The organism is Pararobbsia silviterrae (assembly GCF_003628125.1).
In the GTDB taxonomy this organism is placed as follows: domain Bacteria; phylum Pseudomonadota; class Gammaproteobacteria; order Burkholderiales; family Burkholderiaceae; genus Pararobbsia; species Pararobbsia silviterrae.
Genome location: NZ_RBZU01000012.1, coordinates 71,197 through 87,576 on the forward strand (window position 1 = coordinate 71,197; position 16,380 = coordinate 87,576).

13 protein-coding genes are annotated in these 16,380 nt (G+C 62.5%); 4 read left to right on the plus strand and 9 right to left on the minus strand.

From position 1 onward, the window contains the following. The first annotated feature begins 179 nt into the window (after nucleotides 1-179). A complete protein-coding gene (locus tag D7S86_RS22415; protein WP_121089748.1) occupies nucleotides 180-1,478 on the plus strand; it encodes an NAD(P)/FAD-dependent oxidoreductase in 1,299 nt (432 codons plus the stop codon). A 169-nt stretch (nucleotides 1,479-1,647) separates the two neighbouring features. Here the strand turns inward: D7S86_RS22415 and D7S86_RS22420 are convergent, their stop codons facing one another. The 4 genes from D7S86_RS22420 to D7S86_RS22435 form a co-directional block, all read right to left on the minus strand. After that, nucleotides 1,648-3,177 (minus strand): sensor domain-containing diguanylate cyclase, encoded by a 1,530-nt coding sequence (locus tag D7S86_RS22420; RefSeq protein ID WP_121089750.1) that lies wholly within the window; start codon nucleotides 3,175-3,177, stop codon nucleotides 1,648-1,650. 290 nt (nucleotides 3,178-3,467) lie between these two features. Next, nucleotides 3,468-4,745, minus strand: coding sequence for a capsule biosynthesis protein (locus tag D7S86_RS22425; protein WP_121089535.1), 1,278 nt, complete (start codon nucleotides 4,743-4,745; stop codon nucleotides 3,468-3,470). Between the two features lie 91 nt (nucleotides 4,746-4,836). Beyond that, complete coding sequence (locus D7S86_RS22430; RefSeq protein ID WP_121089537.1) at nucleotides 4,837-6,267, minus strand: mannose-1-phosphate guanylyltransferase/mannose-6-phosphate isomerase; 1,431 nt, start codon at nucleotides 6,265-6,267, stop codon at nucleotides 4,837-4,839. A 152-nt stretch (nucleotides 6,268-6,419) separates the two neighbouring features. Further along, entirely contained in the window at nucleotides 6,420-7,571 is a 1,152-nt protein-coding gene (locus tag D7S86_RS22435; protein WP_121089539.1) for a glycosyltransferase family 4 protein, read from the minus strand. Between the two features lie 143 nt (nucleotides 7,572-7,714). Here D7S86_RS22435 and D7S86_RS22440 point away from each other — a divergent pair, with 143 nt between their 5' ends. Beyond that, nucleotides 7,715-8,890, plus strand: coding sequence for a polysaccharide biosynthesis/export family protein (locus D7S86_RS22440; protein WP_121089541.1), 1,176 nt, complete (start codon nucleotides 7,715-7,717; stop codon nucleotides 8,888-8,890). 33 nt (nucleotides 8,891-8,923) lie between these two features. Further along, nucleotides 8,924-10,222 carry a glycosyltransferase family 4 protein gene (locus tag D7S86_RS22445; RefSeq protein WP_121089544.1) on the plus strand — a complete coding sequence of 433 codons (1,299 nt, stop codon included), beginning with the start codon at nucleotides 8,924-8,926 and terminating at the stop codon, nucleotides 10,220-10,222. 28 nt (nucleotides 10,223-10,250) lie between these two features. Here the strand turns inward: D7S86_RS22445 and D7S86_RS22450 are convergent, their stop codons facing one another. The 5 genes from D7S86_RS22450 to D7S86_RS22470 form a co-directional block, all read right to left on the minus strand. Further along, complete coding sequence (locus tag D7S86_RS22450) at nucleotides 10,251-12,368, minus strand: glycosyltransferase family 4 protein (protein WP_121089546.1); 2,118 nt, start codon at nucleotides 12,366-12,368, stop codon at nucleotides 10,251-10,253. A 36-nt stretch (nucleotides 12,369-12,404) separates the two neighbouring features. Continuing rightward, the gene (locus D7S86_RS22455; protein ID WP_121089752.1) at nucleotides 12,405-13,064 is read right to left on the minus strand and encodes an ABC transporter ATP-binding protein; all 660 of its coding nucleotides are present in this window, start codon (nucleotides 13,062-13,064) and stop codon (nucleotides 12,405-12,407) included. Between the two features lie 61 nt (nucleotides 13,065-13,125). Next, nucleotides 13,126-13,920, minus strand: a complete 795-nt coding sequence (locus D7S86_RS22460; RefSeq protein ID WP_121089548.1) for an ABC transporter permease — start codon at nucleotides 13,918-13,920, stop codon at nucleotides 13,126-13,128. Nucleotides 13,921-13,924: 4 nt separating this feature from the next. Next, a complete protein-coding gene (locus tag D7S86_RS22465; RefSeq protein ID WP_121089550.1) occupies nucleotides 13,925-15,082 on the minus strand; it encodes a KpsE/RkpR family capsule polysaccharide export protein in 1,158 nt (385 codons plus the stop codon). Between the two features lie 51 nt (nucleotides 15,083-15,133). Then, nucleotides 15,134-15,388, minus strand: a complete 255-nt coding sequence (locus D7S86_RS22470) for a hypothetical protein (RefSeq protein WP_147432425.1) — start codon at nucleotides 15,386-15,388, stop codon at nucleotides 15,134-15,136. A 77-nt stretch (nucleotides 15,389-15,465) separates the two neighbouring features. Between D7S86_RS22470 and D7S86_RS22475 the strand changes: the two genes are divergently transcribed. After that, complete coding sequence (locus tag D7S86_RS22475) at nucleotides 15,466-16,251, plus strand: SDR family NAD(P)-dependent oxidoreductase (RefSeq protein WP_121089554.1); 786 nt, start codon at nucleotides 15,466-15,468, stop codon at nucleotides 16,249-16,251. The last annotated feature ends 129 nt before the right edge of the window (nucleotides 16,252-16,380 follow it).

The following is a 16,380-nucleotide window of genomic DNA, read 5'->3' on the forward strand; positions in this document are numbered from 1 at the left end:
ACGCAGTGCCGCATGATCGACTCCGTGCGCGGCGTGCACGCGTCATCGCATGCGTCGTCCCGCGTGCCGTCCGGCGGCCGCTACGGTCCGCGATGGTATGCTCGCGCTCAATCTCACGAGCGGCGTGTCGACCGGGCATGCCGCGTGCTCACGCCATTCGGCGCTTCGGAATCCGGCCCATGAATCCAACGACAAACGATCCCACCCAGCCTGACGTTCTCGTCATCGGCGGCGGTCCCGCAGGTGCGACGGCGGCGGCTTTTCTCGCGAAGAAAGGGCGGCGTGTCGTGCTCGTCGAAAAAGAGGCGCATCCGCGCTTCCATATCGGCGAAAGCCTGTTGCCGCGTAATCTCGATATCTTCGAGCGCCTTGGCGTGCTCGAACAGGTTCGCTCGATCGGTGTCCACAAGCCCGGCGCTGAATTCGTCTCGGACCGCACGGGCCGAAGCTGCGCATTCCCGTTCGCTCACGCGCTCGATCGCGATCGCACGCATGCGTGGCAGGTGCGACGCGCCGATCTCGATGCCTTGTTGTTCAAGCATGCCGCCGCGCAGGGCGCCGAGTGTGTCGAACAGACGCAGGTCGTCGACGTCCGTCTTGGCGACGGCGGCGCGCGTCATCAGGTCACCGCGCGCGATGCGTCGGGCGTCGAGCGGACCTGGCACCCGCGCTATGTGCTCGACGCATCGGGCCGCGATACGTTTCTCGCGTCGCGCATGAAGGTCAAGACGTCGAACAAGTACAACAATACGGCGGCGGTTTACGCGCATTTCACGGGCGTCACGCGCCGCGAAGGCGACCTCGAGGGCTACATCAGCATTCATCTCGCCGAGGACGGCTGGTTCTGGCTGATCCCGTTGCCCGACGACACGATGAGCATCGGCTTCGTCGGCAATCAGTCGGCCTGGAAGGGACGCACGGGGACGCCGACCGATCTGCTCATGGCGCGTATCGCGTCGAGCCCGACTGTCGCCGCGCGCGTCGCGGGCGCACAGCGCGTATCGGATGTGCATAGCACCGCGAACTACAGCTATCGCGCGCGCGAGGGTCATGGCGACGGCTTTCTGATGATCGGCGACGCCTACGGGTTCGTCGATCCGATGTTCTCGACGGGCGTGCTGATGGCGATGACCGGCGGCGAACTCGGCGCGCAAGCGGCCGATGCGTGGCTCGACGATCCGGCGCGCGGCAGGCAGCTCGCGGACGCGGCCAATCATGAATTGTCCGAGGCGATGGACCGGATCAGCTGGCTCATCTATCGCGTCAACGACCCGGTGATGCGTACGCTGTTCATGGCGCCGTCGAACCGGCTCTGGATGCGCGACGGCATTGTGAACATGCTGGCCGGCAATCTGCGCGGAAGCTGGCGCGCGGCATTGCCCATCCTCTGCTTCAAGGCCATTTATCACGTGATGTCGGCGCTGCATCGGCGCGGCATCTCGATCGATCTGCCCGAGATGCCCACGCCGCGCGTGTGACGCCTAATGCGTCACGCATGCGCAGGCGGCCGCTTGATCAGCCGCTAAGCCGCCATTTGCTTTAGCGGCTTAGGAGGCTAAAGCCGACAAAGCCGACAAAGGCGCTAAAGCGGCTAAAGCCGCTAAGGCCATGCATCGCGTGCGATGCGGGTTCGCTCGGGCCGATCGCTCAGACCTCCGCGACTTCTTCGACTTCAACTTCGGGCGTTTCGGCGACGACGACGCGATTGCGCCCGGTGGTTTTTGCGCGATACAAGGCTTCGTCGGCACTTTTGATCACGGCGCCGATCTCGCGCGGCGCGGTCGGCACCAGCGTCGAGACGCCGATGCTCACGGTCACGTGTTCGTGCACGCTGCCGGTATGCGGGATGCGGAGCGCGTCGATCGCGGTGCGGATTTTTTGCGCGACCGCCGTCGCGCCTTCGGCGTTCGTATTCGGCAAGACCACGATGAACTCCTCGCCGCCGTAGCGCGCCGCGCAGTCGGTCGGCCGATGCACGTGATCGCTGATGCAACGCGCGACGGCCGTCAGCGCATCGTCGCCGGCCTGATGCCCGTATGTGTCGTTATACGACTTGAACCAGTCGAGGTCGACGAACAGCAGCGACAACGCATTGCGTGTGCGGCGCGCACGCCGCCATTCGCGCCCGAGAATCTCGTCGAGCATATGTCGGTTGCTCAATCCTGTGAGCCCGTCCGTTTTGGCGAGCAACGACAAATCGGCCTCCGCGCGCATTCTGCGTTGAAGCTGAAGACTCAAGGCCAGCGCGAGTGAAAACAAGCCGACGATGAGCAAGGCCATCAACGAGCCGATCATCGTCGCGCGACGTTTCCATTGCGTATAAATATGTTGCTCGGTTTCGCCGACGATGATGATGAACGGCAAATCCGCGAGGCTCTTGAAGCAGTGATAGCGGCGCACACCGTCGAGCTTCGAATCGACCCAAAAGCATCCTTCCTGCTCCGTATTGAACCGATGCATGACGTCATCGTCCTGCACATTGGTCCCGATGACGTCCTCGGAATACGGGTAGCGCATCGTGACGGTGCCGTCTCGATTGAGCAAGGCGACGAGACCGTTCGGGCCGAGCGAGAGCGAGCCGAACAGCTTGCGGAAATACTGGAGATCGATGCCGATCAGCGCGACGCCCTTGAACGAGCCGTCCGGCGCGGAAATGCGGCGACTGAGCACGAGCGTGTGCGAGCCTGGATGCAAACGCGTCGGATAGGGACCGCTGATATAGAGGCCGACGTTCGGATTGTCGCGATGCACGGCGAAATACTTGCGTTCCGAGAAATTGACTTTCGGCGGCGTTTCGCTCTCGGCGTCCATCGTGACATTGCCCTTGGCGTCGAGCACGACCATGGCGCCGATATTGATCTTCGACGTGGCGCGGTCGAACACGAGATCCCGGCGCATCGACCACGGCAGCTTGGCGACCTCGGGGTCGTTGACGCGATCGACGATCATCTGGAGCGCGACGCCGTAGATTTCGAAATTGCGTTCGATATCGTGTTCCGCGACGCTGACGAGATTACGCGAGGTATCGCGTGCGCGGCTTACAGCGTCGTCGCGCGTCTGGAGCAGGATCAATGCGCAAATGACGACCGTGAACAGCGCAAACACGATCACGGTGCCCGCGATCGCTTGAGGCGATGCCAGCTTTTGGTAAAAACGCGCCGACCAGCGTCGCGCGATCCGCGACGCCTTCGTATAGCTGACGGCCGTCCCTGTGTGTCTTACGCTCGGATGCACCTGACCCTTCCGATGGAAGTCCTGCGCCAAGTGTCTTAACGACAAATCCGCGCGATGCTTGAGTCATCCTTTGGTTTATTTGACGCGCTTGAGGCTTAGGAAAAAAATACCCGAATCGTATGCGCGACGCGCACATGCGGGTATGTCATATCTTCTGAAAGGCAGGGTGTTCGGTACGCACGACGCATGACGTGGGCCGACTTTGGCAGACGATCGTGTCGGCGATCACTCGCTCACACGATCGTCGCGTGCGGCGCTTTGGCGTTCAACTGGGCATGCGGTTCGAGCAAGGCTCGCAAGCGCGTCTGTGCATCCGCGTCGAGACGCTTCGCGGCTTCCTTGACCGCGGCGGTCAGACCGGGATCGCGGTAATAGACGCCGCGCATCTGAATCGTGCCGGCAAGCGCGCGCACGAATGCGTCGACGAGCGTGGGGTCGGGCGGCGTCGCGTGCCGCCAGAATGCATCGAGCGCACCGTCCCACGCGAGGCCGCGCACGTCGAAAATCGCCGCACCGAGCGCCATCGTCGGAATGCCCGCGCGAATCGACCAGACGCCGACTGTACTGTTGACCGTGACGACGCCGCGCGCGCCGTCGAGCAAGCGGTCCAATGCGCCGCCGTCGAGGAACCGGACACGATCGGCGACGCCATGCGTCTGCGCGATCCGCGCGATGATGCGGTGCCATCGACGCACGCCCGGATCGAGCGGATGCAGTTTCGTTACGAGCACGGCGTCGGCGGGCGCATGCCGCGCGAACGAGCCAATGACGGTCTCCAATGCCGCGACGCCGTTCGGATAGGTCGAGTACGCGCGCAGGCTATAGTCGACCTCCATCTGCATCGGAAACACGAACCACGGATGCGTGCCCGCCTTGAGCGCGGCGATCTCGTGATCGGCATGCGCGCCGCGTCGCCCTCGCATCAGCAGCCGCCATCCGGTCGCGAGGTAGTTGAGCACCGGATGGTGAATCTGGTGACTCCGGAATCCCGGGTATCGAAACGCGAGCAACCACGACAGGATGGCGTGCGTGACTTCAAGCGCCGCTTGTTTAGGGAAACTGTCGGTGAAGACCGCGCGCAGATCGGCGGCGGGAACGGCTTGAGCCAGATGATGGATCGCTTGAGGCGTTCTCGGAAAACGCGACAGCGCAGAGAGGCCATCGGGTTCGAGCGTGATCCAGTCGGGTCGCAGATAGCCGAAGTCGGTGGCCGTCACGCGAATATTCCGCTTTGTCGCCGCAGCGATCGCGACACGATGGAACGGACGTTGTTCGGCAAGCAGCACGAGGTCCGTGACCTGCTCGCGGTCCATCAGGTCTTCGATAAACGCGGGCCAGCGCGCGGCGCTGCCGCGATAGGCGATCGCGCCGCGTCCGCGCCACAACAACGCGTCGCCGGCGCACAGATTGACTCGGACCACACGATGACCTTCCGCGCTCAGCGCGTCGCCGAGTTTGCGAAAGAACGTCGAAATCGGTCCCTGTAGAAACAGAAAGCATTGCTTGGCCACGCGTCGGTCCCCGTGCGTCCGGCGGTTATATTTTCTGAGTATCGCGGCGAGTCGTCATGTGTCGTCGTTCATCTCGCACATGCCGTGCGCCTCAAGCCTGTCCCACGCGTCCATACGTATCCTCGAAGCGGACGATGTCGTCTTCGCCGAGATAGGCACCCGACTGGACTTCGATCAATTCGAGCGGAATCCGGCCGGGATTCGCGAGCCGGTGCGTGACGCCGAGCGGAATATACGTCGATTGATTTTCGGTCAGGATCAATTGCGAGTCGCCGTTGGTCACGTGCGCGGTGCCCTTGACGACGATCCAGTGCTCGGCGCGATGGTGGTGCATCTGCAGGCTCAATTGCGCGCCGGGGTTCACGACGATGCGCTTGACCTGGAAGCGCTCGCCTTGATCGATGCCCTCGTACGATCCCCACGGACGCACGACGCGGCGATGCGTGACCGATTCCTGACGTCCCGATGCGTTGAGCTTCTCGACGATATGCTTGACGTTCTGCACCTTGTCACGATGTACGACGAGCACGGCGTCCGCGGTCTCGACGATGACGACGTTGTCGAGACCGATGGCGGCCACCATCCGATGTTCGGCGCGGATATACGAATTCGACATCGCGTCGGCCATCACGTCGCCGAGCAGCGTGTTGCCGTCGGCATCGCCGTCGCTGAGCGCCGCCAGCGCGCTCCATGAGCCGATATCGCTCCAGCCGAGATCGGATGTCGCGATGACGGCCGCGCGATCGGTGTGCTCCATGACCGCGTAGTCGATCGATACGTTCGGGCACGCGGCGAATTCGGGTGCGTCGAGCCGCAGAAAATCGTGGTCCTGTTCGGCGGCATCGAGCGCACGCTCGGCATGCTCGACGATCTCGGCGCCGTAGCGGCGCAATTCGTCGAGATACGCGGACGCGGAGAACATGAACATGCCGCTGTTCCAGTAGTAGCCGCCTTCATCGACGAAGCGTTGCGCGGTCGGCGCGTCGGGTTTCTCGACGAACGAATCGACGATGTGCGCCGACGCGGCTTCGGCAAGCGCCGCACCCGCGCGGATATAGCCGTAGCCCGTATTCGGTTCGGTCGGCGTGATGCCGAACGTCACGAGATAGCGCTCGCGCGCGAGTCGCGCGGCGGCGCCGACGCCCTCGGCGAACGCGGCTTCGTTCGCGATGACATGATCGGACGGCAAGACGAGCAGCAGCGCGTCGGGCGATTGACGCAATGCGAGCATTGCGGCGACGGCGATTGCGGGCGCCGTATTGCGGCCGACGGGTTCGAGCACGATCGACGACGGCTTCACGTGGATCTGCCGAAGTTGTTCCGCCACGAGAAAGCGCTGCGCGTTGTTGGTCAGCACGATCGGCGGCGCGATATCGGCGATGCCGTGCAGGCGAAGCGCCGTTTGCTGGACGAGCGAGTCGTCGCCCGTGAGCTTCAGGTATTGCTTGGGAAATCCGCCGCGCGACATCGGCCACAGACGCGTGCCGCTTCCCCCACACAGAATGACCGGAAAAATATCCATGGTTCTCGATTCAAACGCTCAAATTATCCGGCGATCCAGGCGTACGAGCGATCGCTCGGTCCCGCGTCCTGAATCGTGCATCGACTTGCGAAAAGCGGTCTGCGAACCGCTTGTTTTCTTCTGTCCTGCGACCGCGCATGCGTTCTATCCGTTCAAGCGAGCGTCTCGAGAAATCGATCGACATGCGCGAAATGCTCGTGCCACGTCGGCGTGCGAAACGCCGCGATTCTCGCGCGCTGTGCATCGCGTTCGATGCTCTCATGTTTTGCATAGGCCTCGATGCGCGCGAGCCATCCGGGACCGTCGAGCGGATCGAGAAAGTCGGGCGTATCGCCGGCAATTTCCCTAAAGACCGGGATATCGCTTGCGATGACGGGCACATGCATCGCGAGCGCTTCGATGATGGGCATGCCATAGCCTTCGACAAACGACGGAAACAGCAGCGCGCGCGCATGATGCAGCCATGCGGCGAGCCGCTCGTCCGAGCAATCCGATTCCTCGATCACGGTGTCCTGCAGGTGCATGCAACGGTCGAGCATGTCGAACGTGTTCTCGGACTCCCAGCCGCGATGTCCGATCACGACGAGCTTGGGGGCCGCGGCGCCGAGCCGTTCGACGAGCCGGCGCCAGACGTGAAGCATAAACCAGTGATTCTTGCGCGGCTCGATCGTGCCGAGCATGACGAAGTAGGGCGCGTCGATCGGACGCGCGCCCGGTGCGTGAGGGGTATTGCCCGGTGCGAGATGCGCGACGACGCCCGGCGGCACGCGCAGATCCGCGCGGTGGGCCTCGTCGGTCAGCGTATCGAGCGTCGCCGTGGAATTCATGATCAGGCCGTCCGCAAGCCGAAGCGCGGTATGAATACGCTTGCGGTGCGCGGCGTCGATACCGGGACGGCAATATTCGGCATGGGTCATCGGGATCAGGTCGTGGACCATGAAGACCGAACGAATTTGGCGCTTGGCCATCGCGCCGTAATAGCGCGGATATTCCATGCCGTTATGGCTCGTGTGCAGCAGAATACTGCGTTTGTCGTATTGACCGCGCATGCCGTTGATGCAGGCGCGCATCGCAATGCGACGCAGTGCATCTCGCTTGCGTGTCGATGCGAGCAACAGATCGAAGGCGTGTTGCGACTCGCTTGGCGACAAGGATCCGGAAAACCCGCGCAGACTCACGATCGCGCGTGCGCGCTCGCGATAGCGCTCGATATACGCGAGGCCGACCCGATCGATGCCCGTCGGACGCAGCCCCGAATGCAAGCGCAACACCAGCCGCGAAATATCCAGAAAGAGCGTCGACACGGATTCGAAAGATAGAAGGAATGACCGTCTGTGTAACGCGTGGAAAATGCGGTGCGTCGCACGCGGGCTTTTTCTCTCGCGGCATTCTATTTTATCTTCCGGCATGCGACAATTTGCGCCGGTCTCGTACATTACTCAAAGAAATGTCGCGTTCATGGCGGGGTGCGTTAGGAACAGCAATCGGGACCGCAATGGTCGCTGGCGCAAGTGTTCTGGCGGGTTGCGGATCGATTCCGACTTCCGGGCCGAGCACCGGACAAGTCGACAAGGTCGGGCAGACGCCGACGACCGAAGGCATCCAGATCGTCGATGTGACGGACGACGTGGCGCGCAAGCTCTTTACCGAGCGCGAGCGGTCGAGTTTCTCCGAAGTGCTCGGCACGAGCGCGACGTTCCAGCAGCAGCTCGGCATCGGCGACACGATCGACGTCTCGATCTGGGAGGCGCCGCCCGCGACCTTGTTCGGCGCGCAGAGCGGCGGCAAGGTGGGGCCGGGCAATGCGAGCACGACGCTGCTGCCTGACCAGACGGTCGACGCCGACGGTACGATCAATGTCCCCTTCATCGGCGCGGTCAAAGCGGCCGGCCGCACGCCGACGCAATTGCAACGCGATATCGCGGCCCGTCTCAAGGGCATCGCGCACGACCCGCAAGTGCTCGTCAAGCTCTCGAAGAATTCGACCTCTTATGTGACGGTCGTCGGCGACATGTCGAACGTCGCGCATATGCCGCTGTCGCCGCGCGGCGAGCGCGTGCTCGACGCGATCGCGAGCGCGGGCGGCATCAAGCAGTCGATCGACAAGATCACGATTCAAGTCACGCGCGGCACGACCGTCACGTCGCTGCCGCTGCAGACCGTGATTCAAGACCCGCGCCAGAATGTGCCGCTGCACGCGGGCGACGTCGTCGCGGCGTTATACCAGCCGTACAGCTTCATGTCGCTTGGCGCGACGGGCAAGAATCAGGAAGTCAACTTCGAGGCGCAAGGCATCACGCTCGCGCAGGCTATCGCGCGCTCGGGCGGTCTCGAGGATTCGCGTTCGGATGCGCGCGGCGTGTTTGTCTTCCGGTTCGAGGATCCCGATGCGTTGCCCTGGCCGAACAAGCCGGTGCGCACGACCGTCGACGGCCGCGTCCCCGTGATCTATCGATTCGATCTGCACGACCCCAACACGTTTTTCGTCGCGCAAAGCTTCATGATCGAAAATCGCGATGTGCTCTACGTCTCCAATGCCCCGGTCACCGAGATGCAGAAGGTGTTGAATCTCGTGTTCTCGGTCGTCTATCCGATCGTGACCGGCGTCCAGTCGTTCAAGTAGCCAACGAGATCGAAGATCCGAGAGGCATCCGCGATGCGCACGATAGGCATAGACGGCAGAAATCTGGCGCTGCCGCAGGGGACCGGCGTCGCGACGTATGCGCGCAATCTCGCGAATACGCTGCATGACATGGGGTGGGGCGTATCGACGCTCTACGGTGCGCCGATTCGCAGCGGCGTGCCGCCGCTGTTGCGCGAGGTTCAGTTTTTCGATTATCTCGGCGGCGAGCAGGGTAAAAAGAGCGTGCGCGTCATCGCGGGCGATGCGATCAAGGAAGTCGTCCGCTCGCCTTTCGGATTTCGCGCGGTCGACGTCGTGCAAAGCGGCATCGTCGAAACGCGGCGCTTCGCCGACCGCTTGCCGAGCGAGTCGGCGATTTTCAACGTCGATAATCTGTTCAATGTCGCGCGCCGTCATTTCAAGCGGCACGGTACGTTTCTGCGCGTCTCGCTGCCCACGCCGCCCGACGTCATGCATTGGACGTATCCGCTGCCGGTGACGGTCGCGGGCGCCGTGAACATCTATACGATTCACGATCTCGTTCCGCTGCGGCTGCCCTATACGACGCTCGACAATAAAAAATACTATTACCGGCTTATCAAGCAGTGTCTCGAGACGGCCGATCATGTGTGTACGGTGTCCGAGCGTTCCAAGACCGATATCGTCGATTTCTTCGGAACGCCCGGGCAGAAGATCTCGAACACCTATCAAAGCGTCGATGCGTCGTCGTGGGCGACGCACGATCGCGCGGTCGCGGAGTCGGAGGTCGAAGGCATTTTCGGCTTGCCGCCGCAAGGCTATTTTCTGTTTTTCGGCGCGATCGAGCCGAAGAAGAATGTCCGGCGTCTCGTCGAAGCATTTCTGTCGGCGCGCCTCGATGCGCGCCTTGTCATCGTCGGTGCGCAGGCCTGGAAAGCCGATGAGGAACTCAAGCTCGTGCATGCGTTGCACAAGGACGGCGCGGGATCGCGATCGCGGATCAGCTTGTTCGACTATGTTCCGCGCGCGTTGCTCGTGAGTCTGATTCGCGCGGCCAAGGCGGTCGTGTTTCCTTCGCTTTACGAAGGCTTCGGTCTGCCGGTCGTCGAGGCCATGCAGCTCGGCACGCCGACGCTCTGTTCGACGGGCGGGTCCTTGCCCGAGATCGCGGCCGATGCAAGTCTTTGTGTCGATCCCTACGATGTCGCCGATATTGCGCGCGGATTGCGTATGCTCGATCAGGATCCGGATCTGCGCCGGCAGCTGAGTGAAAAGGGCATCGAACGCGCGCGGGACTTCAATTCGGATGCCTATAAAGCGCGCTTGAACGCGATGTACGACCGCGTGCTTTAGCGTCGGAGGCGGGGGGCCTGCGCGTCGCTTAGTCGGTGCCGGTCAACAGACTCGTCGCGTGCTGCGGTTTCGCGAAGTACGCAATCGCGGTGAGCGCGATGAAGCCCACGCCGACATCCGCGTCCGAGCCTCGGCGCCGGACATTGAGTTCGATGCGGATCCGGCGATCGGCGTCGACGACACCGCTGAAGGCAATGAACGTGTCGTGCACGGCGAGGCGAAACGACTCGACGGTGTCCGCGCAGCGGACCGTGAGCCGCGTCGATGTCTTGCCCGCGGGTCGTCGAAGGCGCAGATAGATTTGAATGTCCGAACCGGCCTCGAGATCGCTGCCGAATTCGAGTGTCGCGACGGAATTCACGCTCCAGACGCCCCACTTTTCCATTTGCGACCACCCCGTGCAGCGCGCGGCGTCGAACGTGACGATACGCGCGCGCGTTGCCGCGAGATGGGCAATCGCCGATTCGCCGCCGCGCACGATCTTCGCGCTGGGCAGCACACAGTTCAAAGCCGCGGGCGCGCCTTCGAATTCGGCATGGAAGGTTTCGACGCACCGATAAAAATCGGCGCAGAACGCGTTCCATGTGCGGGGCGAGAAATGTTGGCGAATATCGTCGCGCCATGCTTCGAGGCCCGTCCGATCGGCGAGTGTCTGTTCGAATACGCGGAAGCCGTCGTCGAGATCGTACGGATCGACATAGCGCGCGAAGCGGCCGCCGACCTCGGGCATCGACGTCGTGCTCGACGCGATGCAGGGCTTGCCGTGCACGAGACTTTCGCCGATCGGCAAGCCGAAACCTTCGGCGAAGCTCACATAGGCGGTGAACAGGCAGCGCTCATACAGGTATTCGAGCGCGCCGTCCGAGATCCCGTTGAATATGTGCAGCCAATCGTCGAGGCATCCGAGCGTTTCGAGGTAGAGCTGCAGTTCCTCGACGTCCCAGCCCCATTTGCCGACGAAGACGAGCTTCGGCGCGTTCTCGCCGAAGCGCTCGCGCAAGCGCTGCCAGACCTTGACGAGGTAAAGATGATTCTTGCGGACTTCGAGCGTGCAGACACAGAGCACGAACGGATGCCGGCAGACGTCGACGATCGCGGGGTCGACGATGTCGGGGCTCGCGGTGCGTTCACGCAATTCGGTCGCGAGCGGCACGGCCTTGACGGGGACGTCGAACGTCAAGGTGTCGTTGAGGTAAGCCTTGACTTCGCTCGCGACGTATTCGGAATTCGTCAAAACGAAGTCCGTCACGCCGAGGACCTCGACCCACTTGTTCTGGAAATCGACGATCGCGCCGTGATGCACGTACTCGGGATACTTGATCGGAATCAGGTCGTGCACGAAGACGCCGAATCGCACGCCGTTCTTCCGGAGCCGCGCGATCACGTCGTAGTGCGGATAAATCCAGAACGCGCCGGCGATGACGACGGCGTCCCTGGCGGTCGGCACGACCTTGTATCGGCTCGTATAGACGGCGAGGATCGCCTTGTCGATCGTCTTGCGCTCGACGCGAGGCGTGTCGAATAGATCGATCAAGGCCTGGACGCGCTCGATCGGCACGGCCAGCACGCGCAAGCGTGCATAGTCGGGCACGACGGGGACCACACGGAAGGCGCCCGGCGCCTGCTGCGCGGCGAATCGCACGAGATTGGCCACCACGCGTTGAATGCCGCTGAAGCTGCGATTGTGCTTCGCGTACTCAATGAGGTCCGTGATATCGAGCCAGATCGTGTTGACGGCCTCATCCGTCGTCACGGTGTCGTCGATGGGCAGATCGTCGTACTCGCCCATGCCGAGTAATTCACGGAACGCGTGCGGGTTGTCCGCGTCGTGTTTGAGCGCGGTACGGTAGCTCGCGAGCGCATCCGCGCGGCGATTCATGAGCTTGAACAGATGCCCGCGCTGGAGAAACACATCGGCATCGGTCGGGCTGAGCTCGATCGCGCGTTCGTAGAACGACAGCGACTTTGCGTGTTCGCCGGCTTCCTTGAGGCAGTTCGCAAGCTGAACGACGACCGCGACGTCGCGCGGCCGGCGCTTCACATGGGCTTCGTATAGCGCGGCCGCCTGAGCCCAGAGGCGCGCGTCGCGTGCCTGGTTCGCTTCTCGAATGCGCCTGCGTCCTCGAATCCGGAACGTGAATGTCATGTGTTCGGCTCGGCGATGTCGTGCGATCGCGGGGCGTCAAAAAGTCGCATTGACGCGCGCATAAAACTCATAGGCCTCGTTGATGTCCGGAATCTGATGGAGCGTGCCTTCGTGGAGCACGTAGACGCTCGTGCAGTACTGCCTCATCAGATGCGGATCGTGCGATACGAGGATGCCGGTCCGATCGGCGCGTTTGTCGAAAATCTCCATGCGGCACTTGCGCTGGAAATCGGCATCGCCGACGGCGATGACTTCGTCGATCAGGAAGCAGTCGAAATCGATGGCCATCGAGATCGCGAACGCGAGCCGTGCGGTCATGCCGCTCGAATACGTCTTGACGGGTTCCTTCAAATACGTGCCGAGGCCCGAGAATTCCTCGACGAACGGCAACGCGGACAGATAGTCGACTTCGTAGATCCGGCAGATGAAGCGCAGATTGTCGAGACCCGTCAGACTGCCCTGGAAACCGCCCGAAAACGCGATCGGCCACGAGACGCTCATCGAGCGCCGGATCGTGCCGCTCGTCGGAAGTTCGGACCCCGCGAGCAAGCGGATCAGCGTCGACTTGCCCGCGCCGTTGCGGCCGAGGATGCCGATATGCTCGCCTTTTTCGATCGACAGGTCGATCTCGCGAAGGATGGTTCTGCGCCCATGCCTTTGCGCATACTCCTTCGTCACGCGGTTGAGTTCGATCATCGTGGTCGTCAGCAAACTAAGAGCCAGGCGCCAAGCGCGGTCGTCTCGCGAACACGGTTCGCTAAGCGAGGCGTCGCGCGGCGCCGCGTACGGCAAGCAGGCCGAGCCACGTCAGGACGAGACAGATCGTCGCGACATAGCCGGCGTCGTAGTAGGACTTGATCGCATCGCCGAAATAGCCGTCGCGGACGATTTCGGCGCAATTGGCCGCGGGAAACAGCAGCACGACTTTCCGGAGCGGCGTCGGCAGCCAGCTCGCCATCGCGAACGCCCCCGAGACGGGCAACTGAAAATAGGCGAGCGGATGCCAGATGCGTTCGACGAGTTCGTCGTACTGGCAGAGCGCGCCGATCAGCAGCCCCATCGCTATCGAATACCAGGCGAGCAGGATCCAGCCGCCGATCATCGTCAGCACGTCCGCCGGCGGCGGGATCAAACCCGTGATGAGCAGTGCGAGGAAAAGCACGGCCGTCGAGAACGTCACGCCCGAAATTTCGAGGATGATGCGCGCGAAAAAGAAATCGATGATCTTGACGTTGCGATGGAACAGCAGCGACTGATTGGGCACGACCGCGTGCGTGCAGTTGCCGATCGTGTTGCGCCACATGAGGACCGTCGTGTAGCTCGTGATCGCGAACGCGATGATGTTGATGTGGTGGCCGCCCGCGTTTTCCTTCGCGACCGACCAGAGCACCGTGATCCCGATCGTAAAGAGCATCGGCTCGGCGAACAGCCAGGCGAAGCCGATATTGTTGCGCCCATATCGCGTGATGATCTCGCGCATGATCAACGCGAAGATCACGCGCCGCTGAATCGCGAACGAGCGGCCGAAGCGGTGCCATGCCCCCGAGTTCATCGCGTCAATCCCGGTGCTCGCGCACGCTCGCGAGCAGCAGACTGATCGATCCCCATGCGATCAGCGAGAGCACGAACACGCTGAGGATGCCGCGCAGGCGTCGCGGTTCGATCGCGATGTCCGGCGTGTTCGGTTGAACGAGCCGTTCGAGATAGAGCTGCTGGCGATCGGCTTCGGCACGCGCGGTGTCGAGACCCGTCATCGCGGTCGCAAGCTGTTTGTCGGCGAATTGCGACTCGAGTTGCAGCCGGGCGTAGGCGGCCGCCTTCTGCGACAGCGAACCGCTGTCTCCGCTGACATGGCCCGTGGCCGCCTGGATTTGCCGCTGCAGCGTGTCGATATTCGTCTTGAGCACCGGGATCTGCGGGTTCTGCGGCGAGATCGATTGAAGCTGCGTGAGTTCGGTCTGCGCTTCGAACAATTGCGTCTGCAATCCCGTCACTTGCTGCAATTGCAGCGCCGACTGGCGTTCGGGGTCGAACACGAGATTCGTGTTCCGATAGGCGGCGAGCGCGGCGGCGGCGTCCTTGGCCTGCGCCGCGGCGAGATCGACCTCGTGCTGCGCGAACTGGATGGCGTCGACGGCCGCGCGCGCGTTCATGCGATTGATCAGACGCTCGCTCATGCCGAGCAGCGTGTCGTTGAGCCGCGCGGCGTCGTCGGCCGTATAGGCGCGCACCTGGAGCGTCGTGATGCCCGTCGTCGCGTCGAGGTCGGCCGACACGATGTTGCGGACATAGTATTTGAACAACGCCTCGAAGCTGTCGTCGAAGCGCGTATGAAACCGGCTGATGAAGTCGCCGCGTTTCGAATATTCGTCGACGATGAAGTGGCCGCGGTCGAGCTCGCGTAGCGCGTCGCGCGACTGGATATAGTCGATGACCGGATACGTGTCGTCCTGCGTGCGCGAGAAACCCGTGCCTTGCAGCAGCGCGCCCATGACGCTCGCTTGTGCCTGCTTTTGCGGCGAGCGCACGACGAAACGTGACTCGGACACGTACACATCGGACGCGATGAGACCGTAGTACAGCACGGAAGCGATCGTCGGGACGAGCACCGTGACGGCGAAGAGCCGATTGATGCGTCGCAGGCGCGTGACGATTCCGTGCGAGTTCCCCGTCGACGGCCCCGCTGCCGTCACGCTGCCAGTGGTGTGTTCCAACTTTTTCAAGGTCCAGGTATTCCCTGCACTCGGGGCCGTACGCACGAACCCTCAGGCAAGGACGCAGAAATCGAAAACCTGCGAGCCGGGCATCGTCAACCGCATGCCTTGACCCGCACACCGCCATCGTGAAGCGACCGATTGATCGAGCGCCGCATCGCTTCGCGCATCGATCGCGATGCGCATGCGATTGTGCCAAGCGAAAAATAAATCGGTTGGCGCTGGATTATAGCGATGCGATATGAATCCCGCCATCGCTTGAATGTCAGCGCGTGAAAGCTTCGATTTTTTACGCGCGATATTCAATTTCGTCGTTATGAAGTATGCTCCCCGAACGCTGAGTCTGGCTAAGGGATCAAAACATACATTCATTACATTGACTGATGCTTAGGATCGCAGCCCGCCACATTGTCATTACCGGTGCGAGCGCCGGTATCGGCTTAGCGCTGGCGTTGGCGTATGCGCAGCCGGGCGTCGTGTTGGGACTCATGGGGCGCAATGCGCAGCGGCTTGACGCGTGCGCGCGCGCCTGCGAGGCGCGCGGCGCACGGGTTGTCGTTGCGGAGATCGATGTCCGCGATGCCGACGCGATGGGGACGTGGCTCGACGCGTTCGACGACGCGCATCCGATCGATTTGCTGATCGCGAACGCGGGTGCGTCGAGCACGCTTGCGACGACGCGCGATTGGGAAGACCGCGCACGGATGGCCTTCATGCTCGACGTCAATTTCCACGGCGCGCTGCATGCGGCGCTGCCTGTGATCGAGCGCATGCGCGCGCGCCGGCGCGGCCAGTTGGCCCTGGTGAGCTCGCTTGCCGCGTTGCGCGGCATGGCGATTTCACCGGCCTATTGCGCGAGCAAGGCGGCGTTGAAGGCCTGGGGCGACGCCGTGCGTCCGATGCTGACGCGCGACGGGATCCGCCTGTCCGTCGTCATGCCGGGCTTCGTCAAGACCGCGATGAGCGATGGTTTTCCGGGCGACAAGCCGATGCTCTGGTCGGCGGACCGGGCCGCGCGTCACATTCGCGACAAGCTTGCCGCGGGGCGCGCCGATATCGCGTTTCCGGGCGCGCTTGCGCTTGGCATGCGCGTGCTGGGCGTGCTGCCGGCACGCTTGGCCGACGCGATTCTTAGCCGATTTTCTTATGTGCCGGGACGAGAGAATTGATGTCGATTATTAGAATATAAATGCGCTTATATATTCGAACAACGACTACTCAGTTTTGAGTATGCGCGAACCCATGCCTACTAAATATGTAGTAGATGTGAATGGGTGATTACCGAATATGTAGTAGAT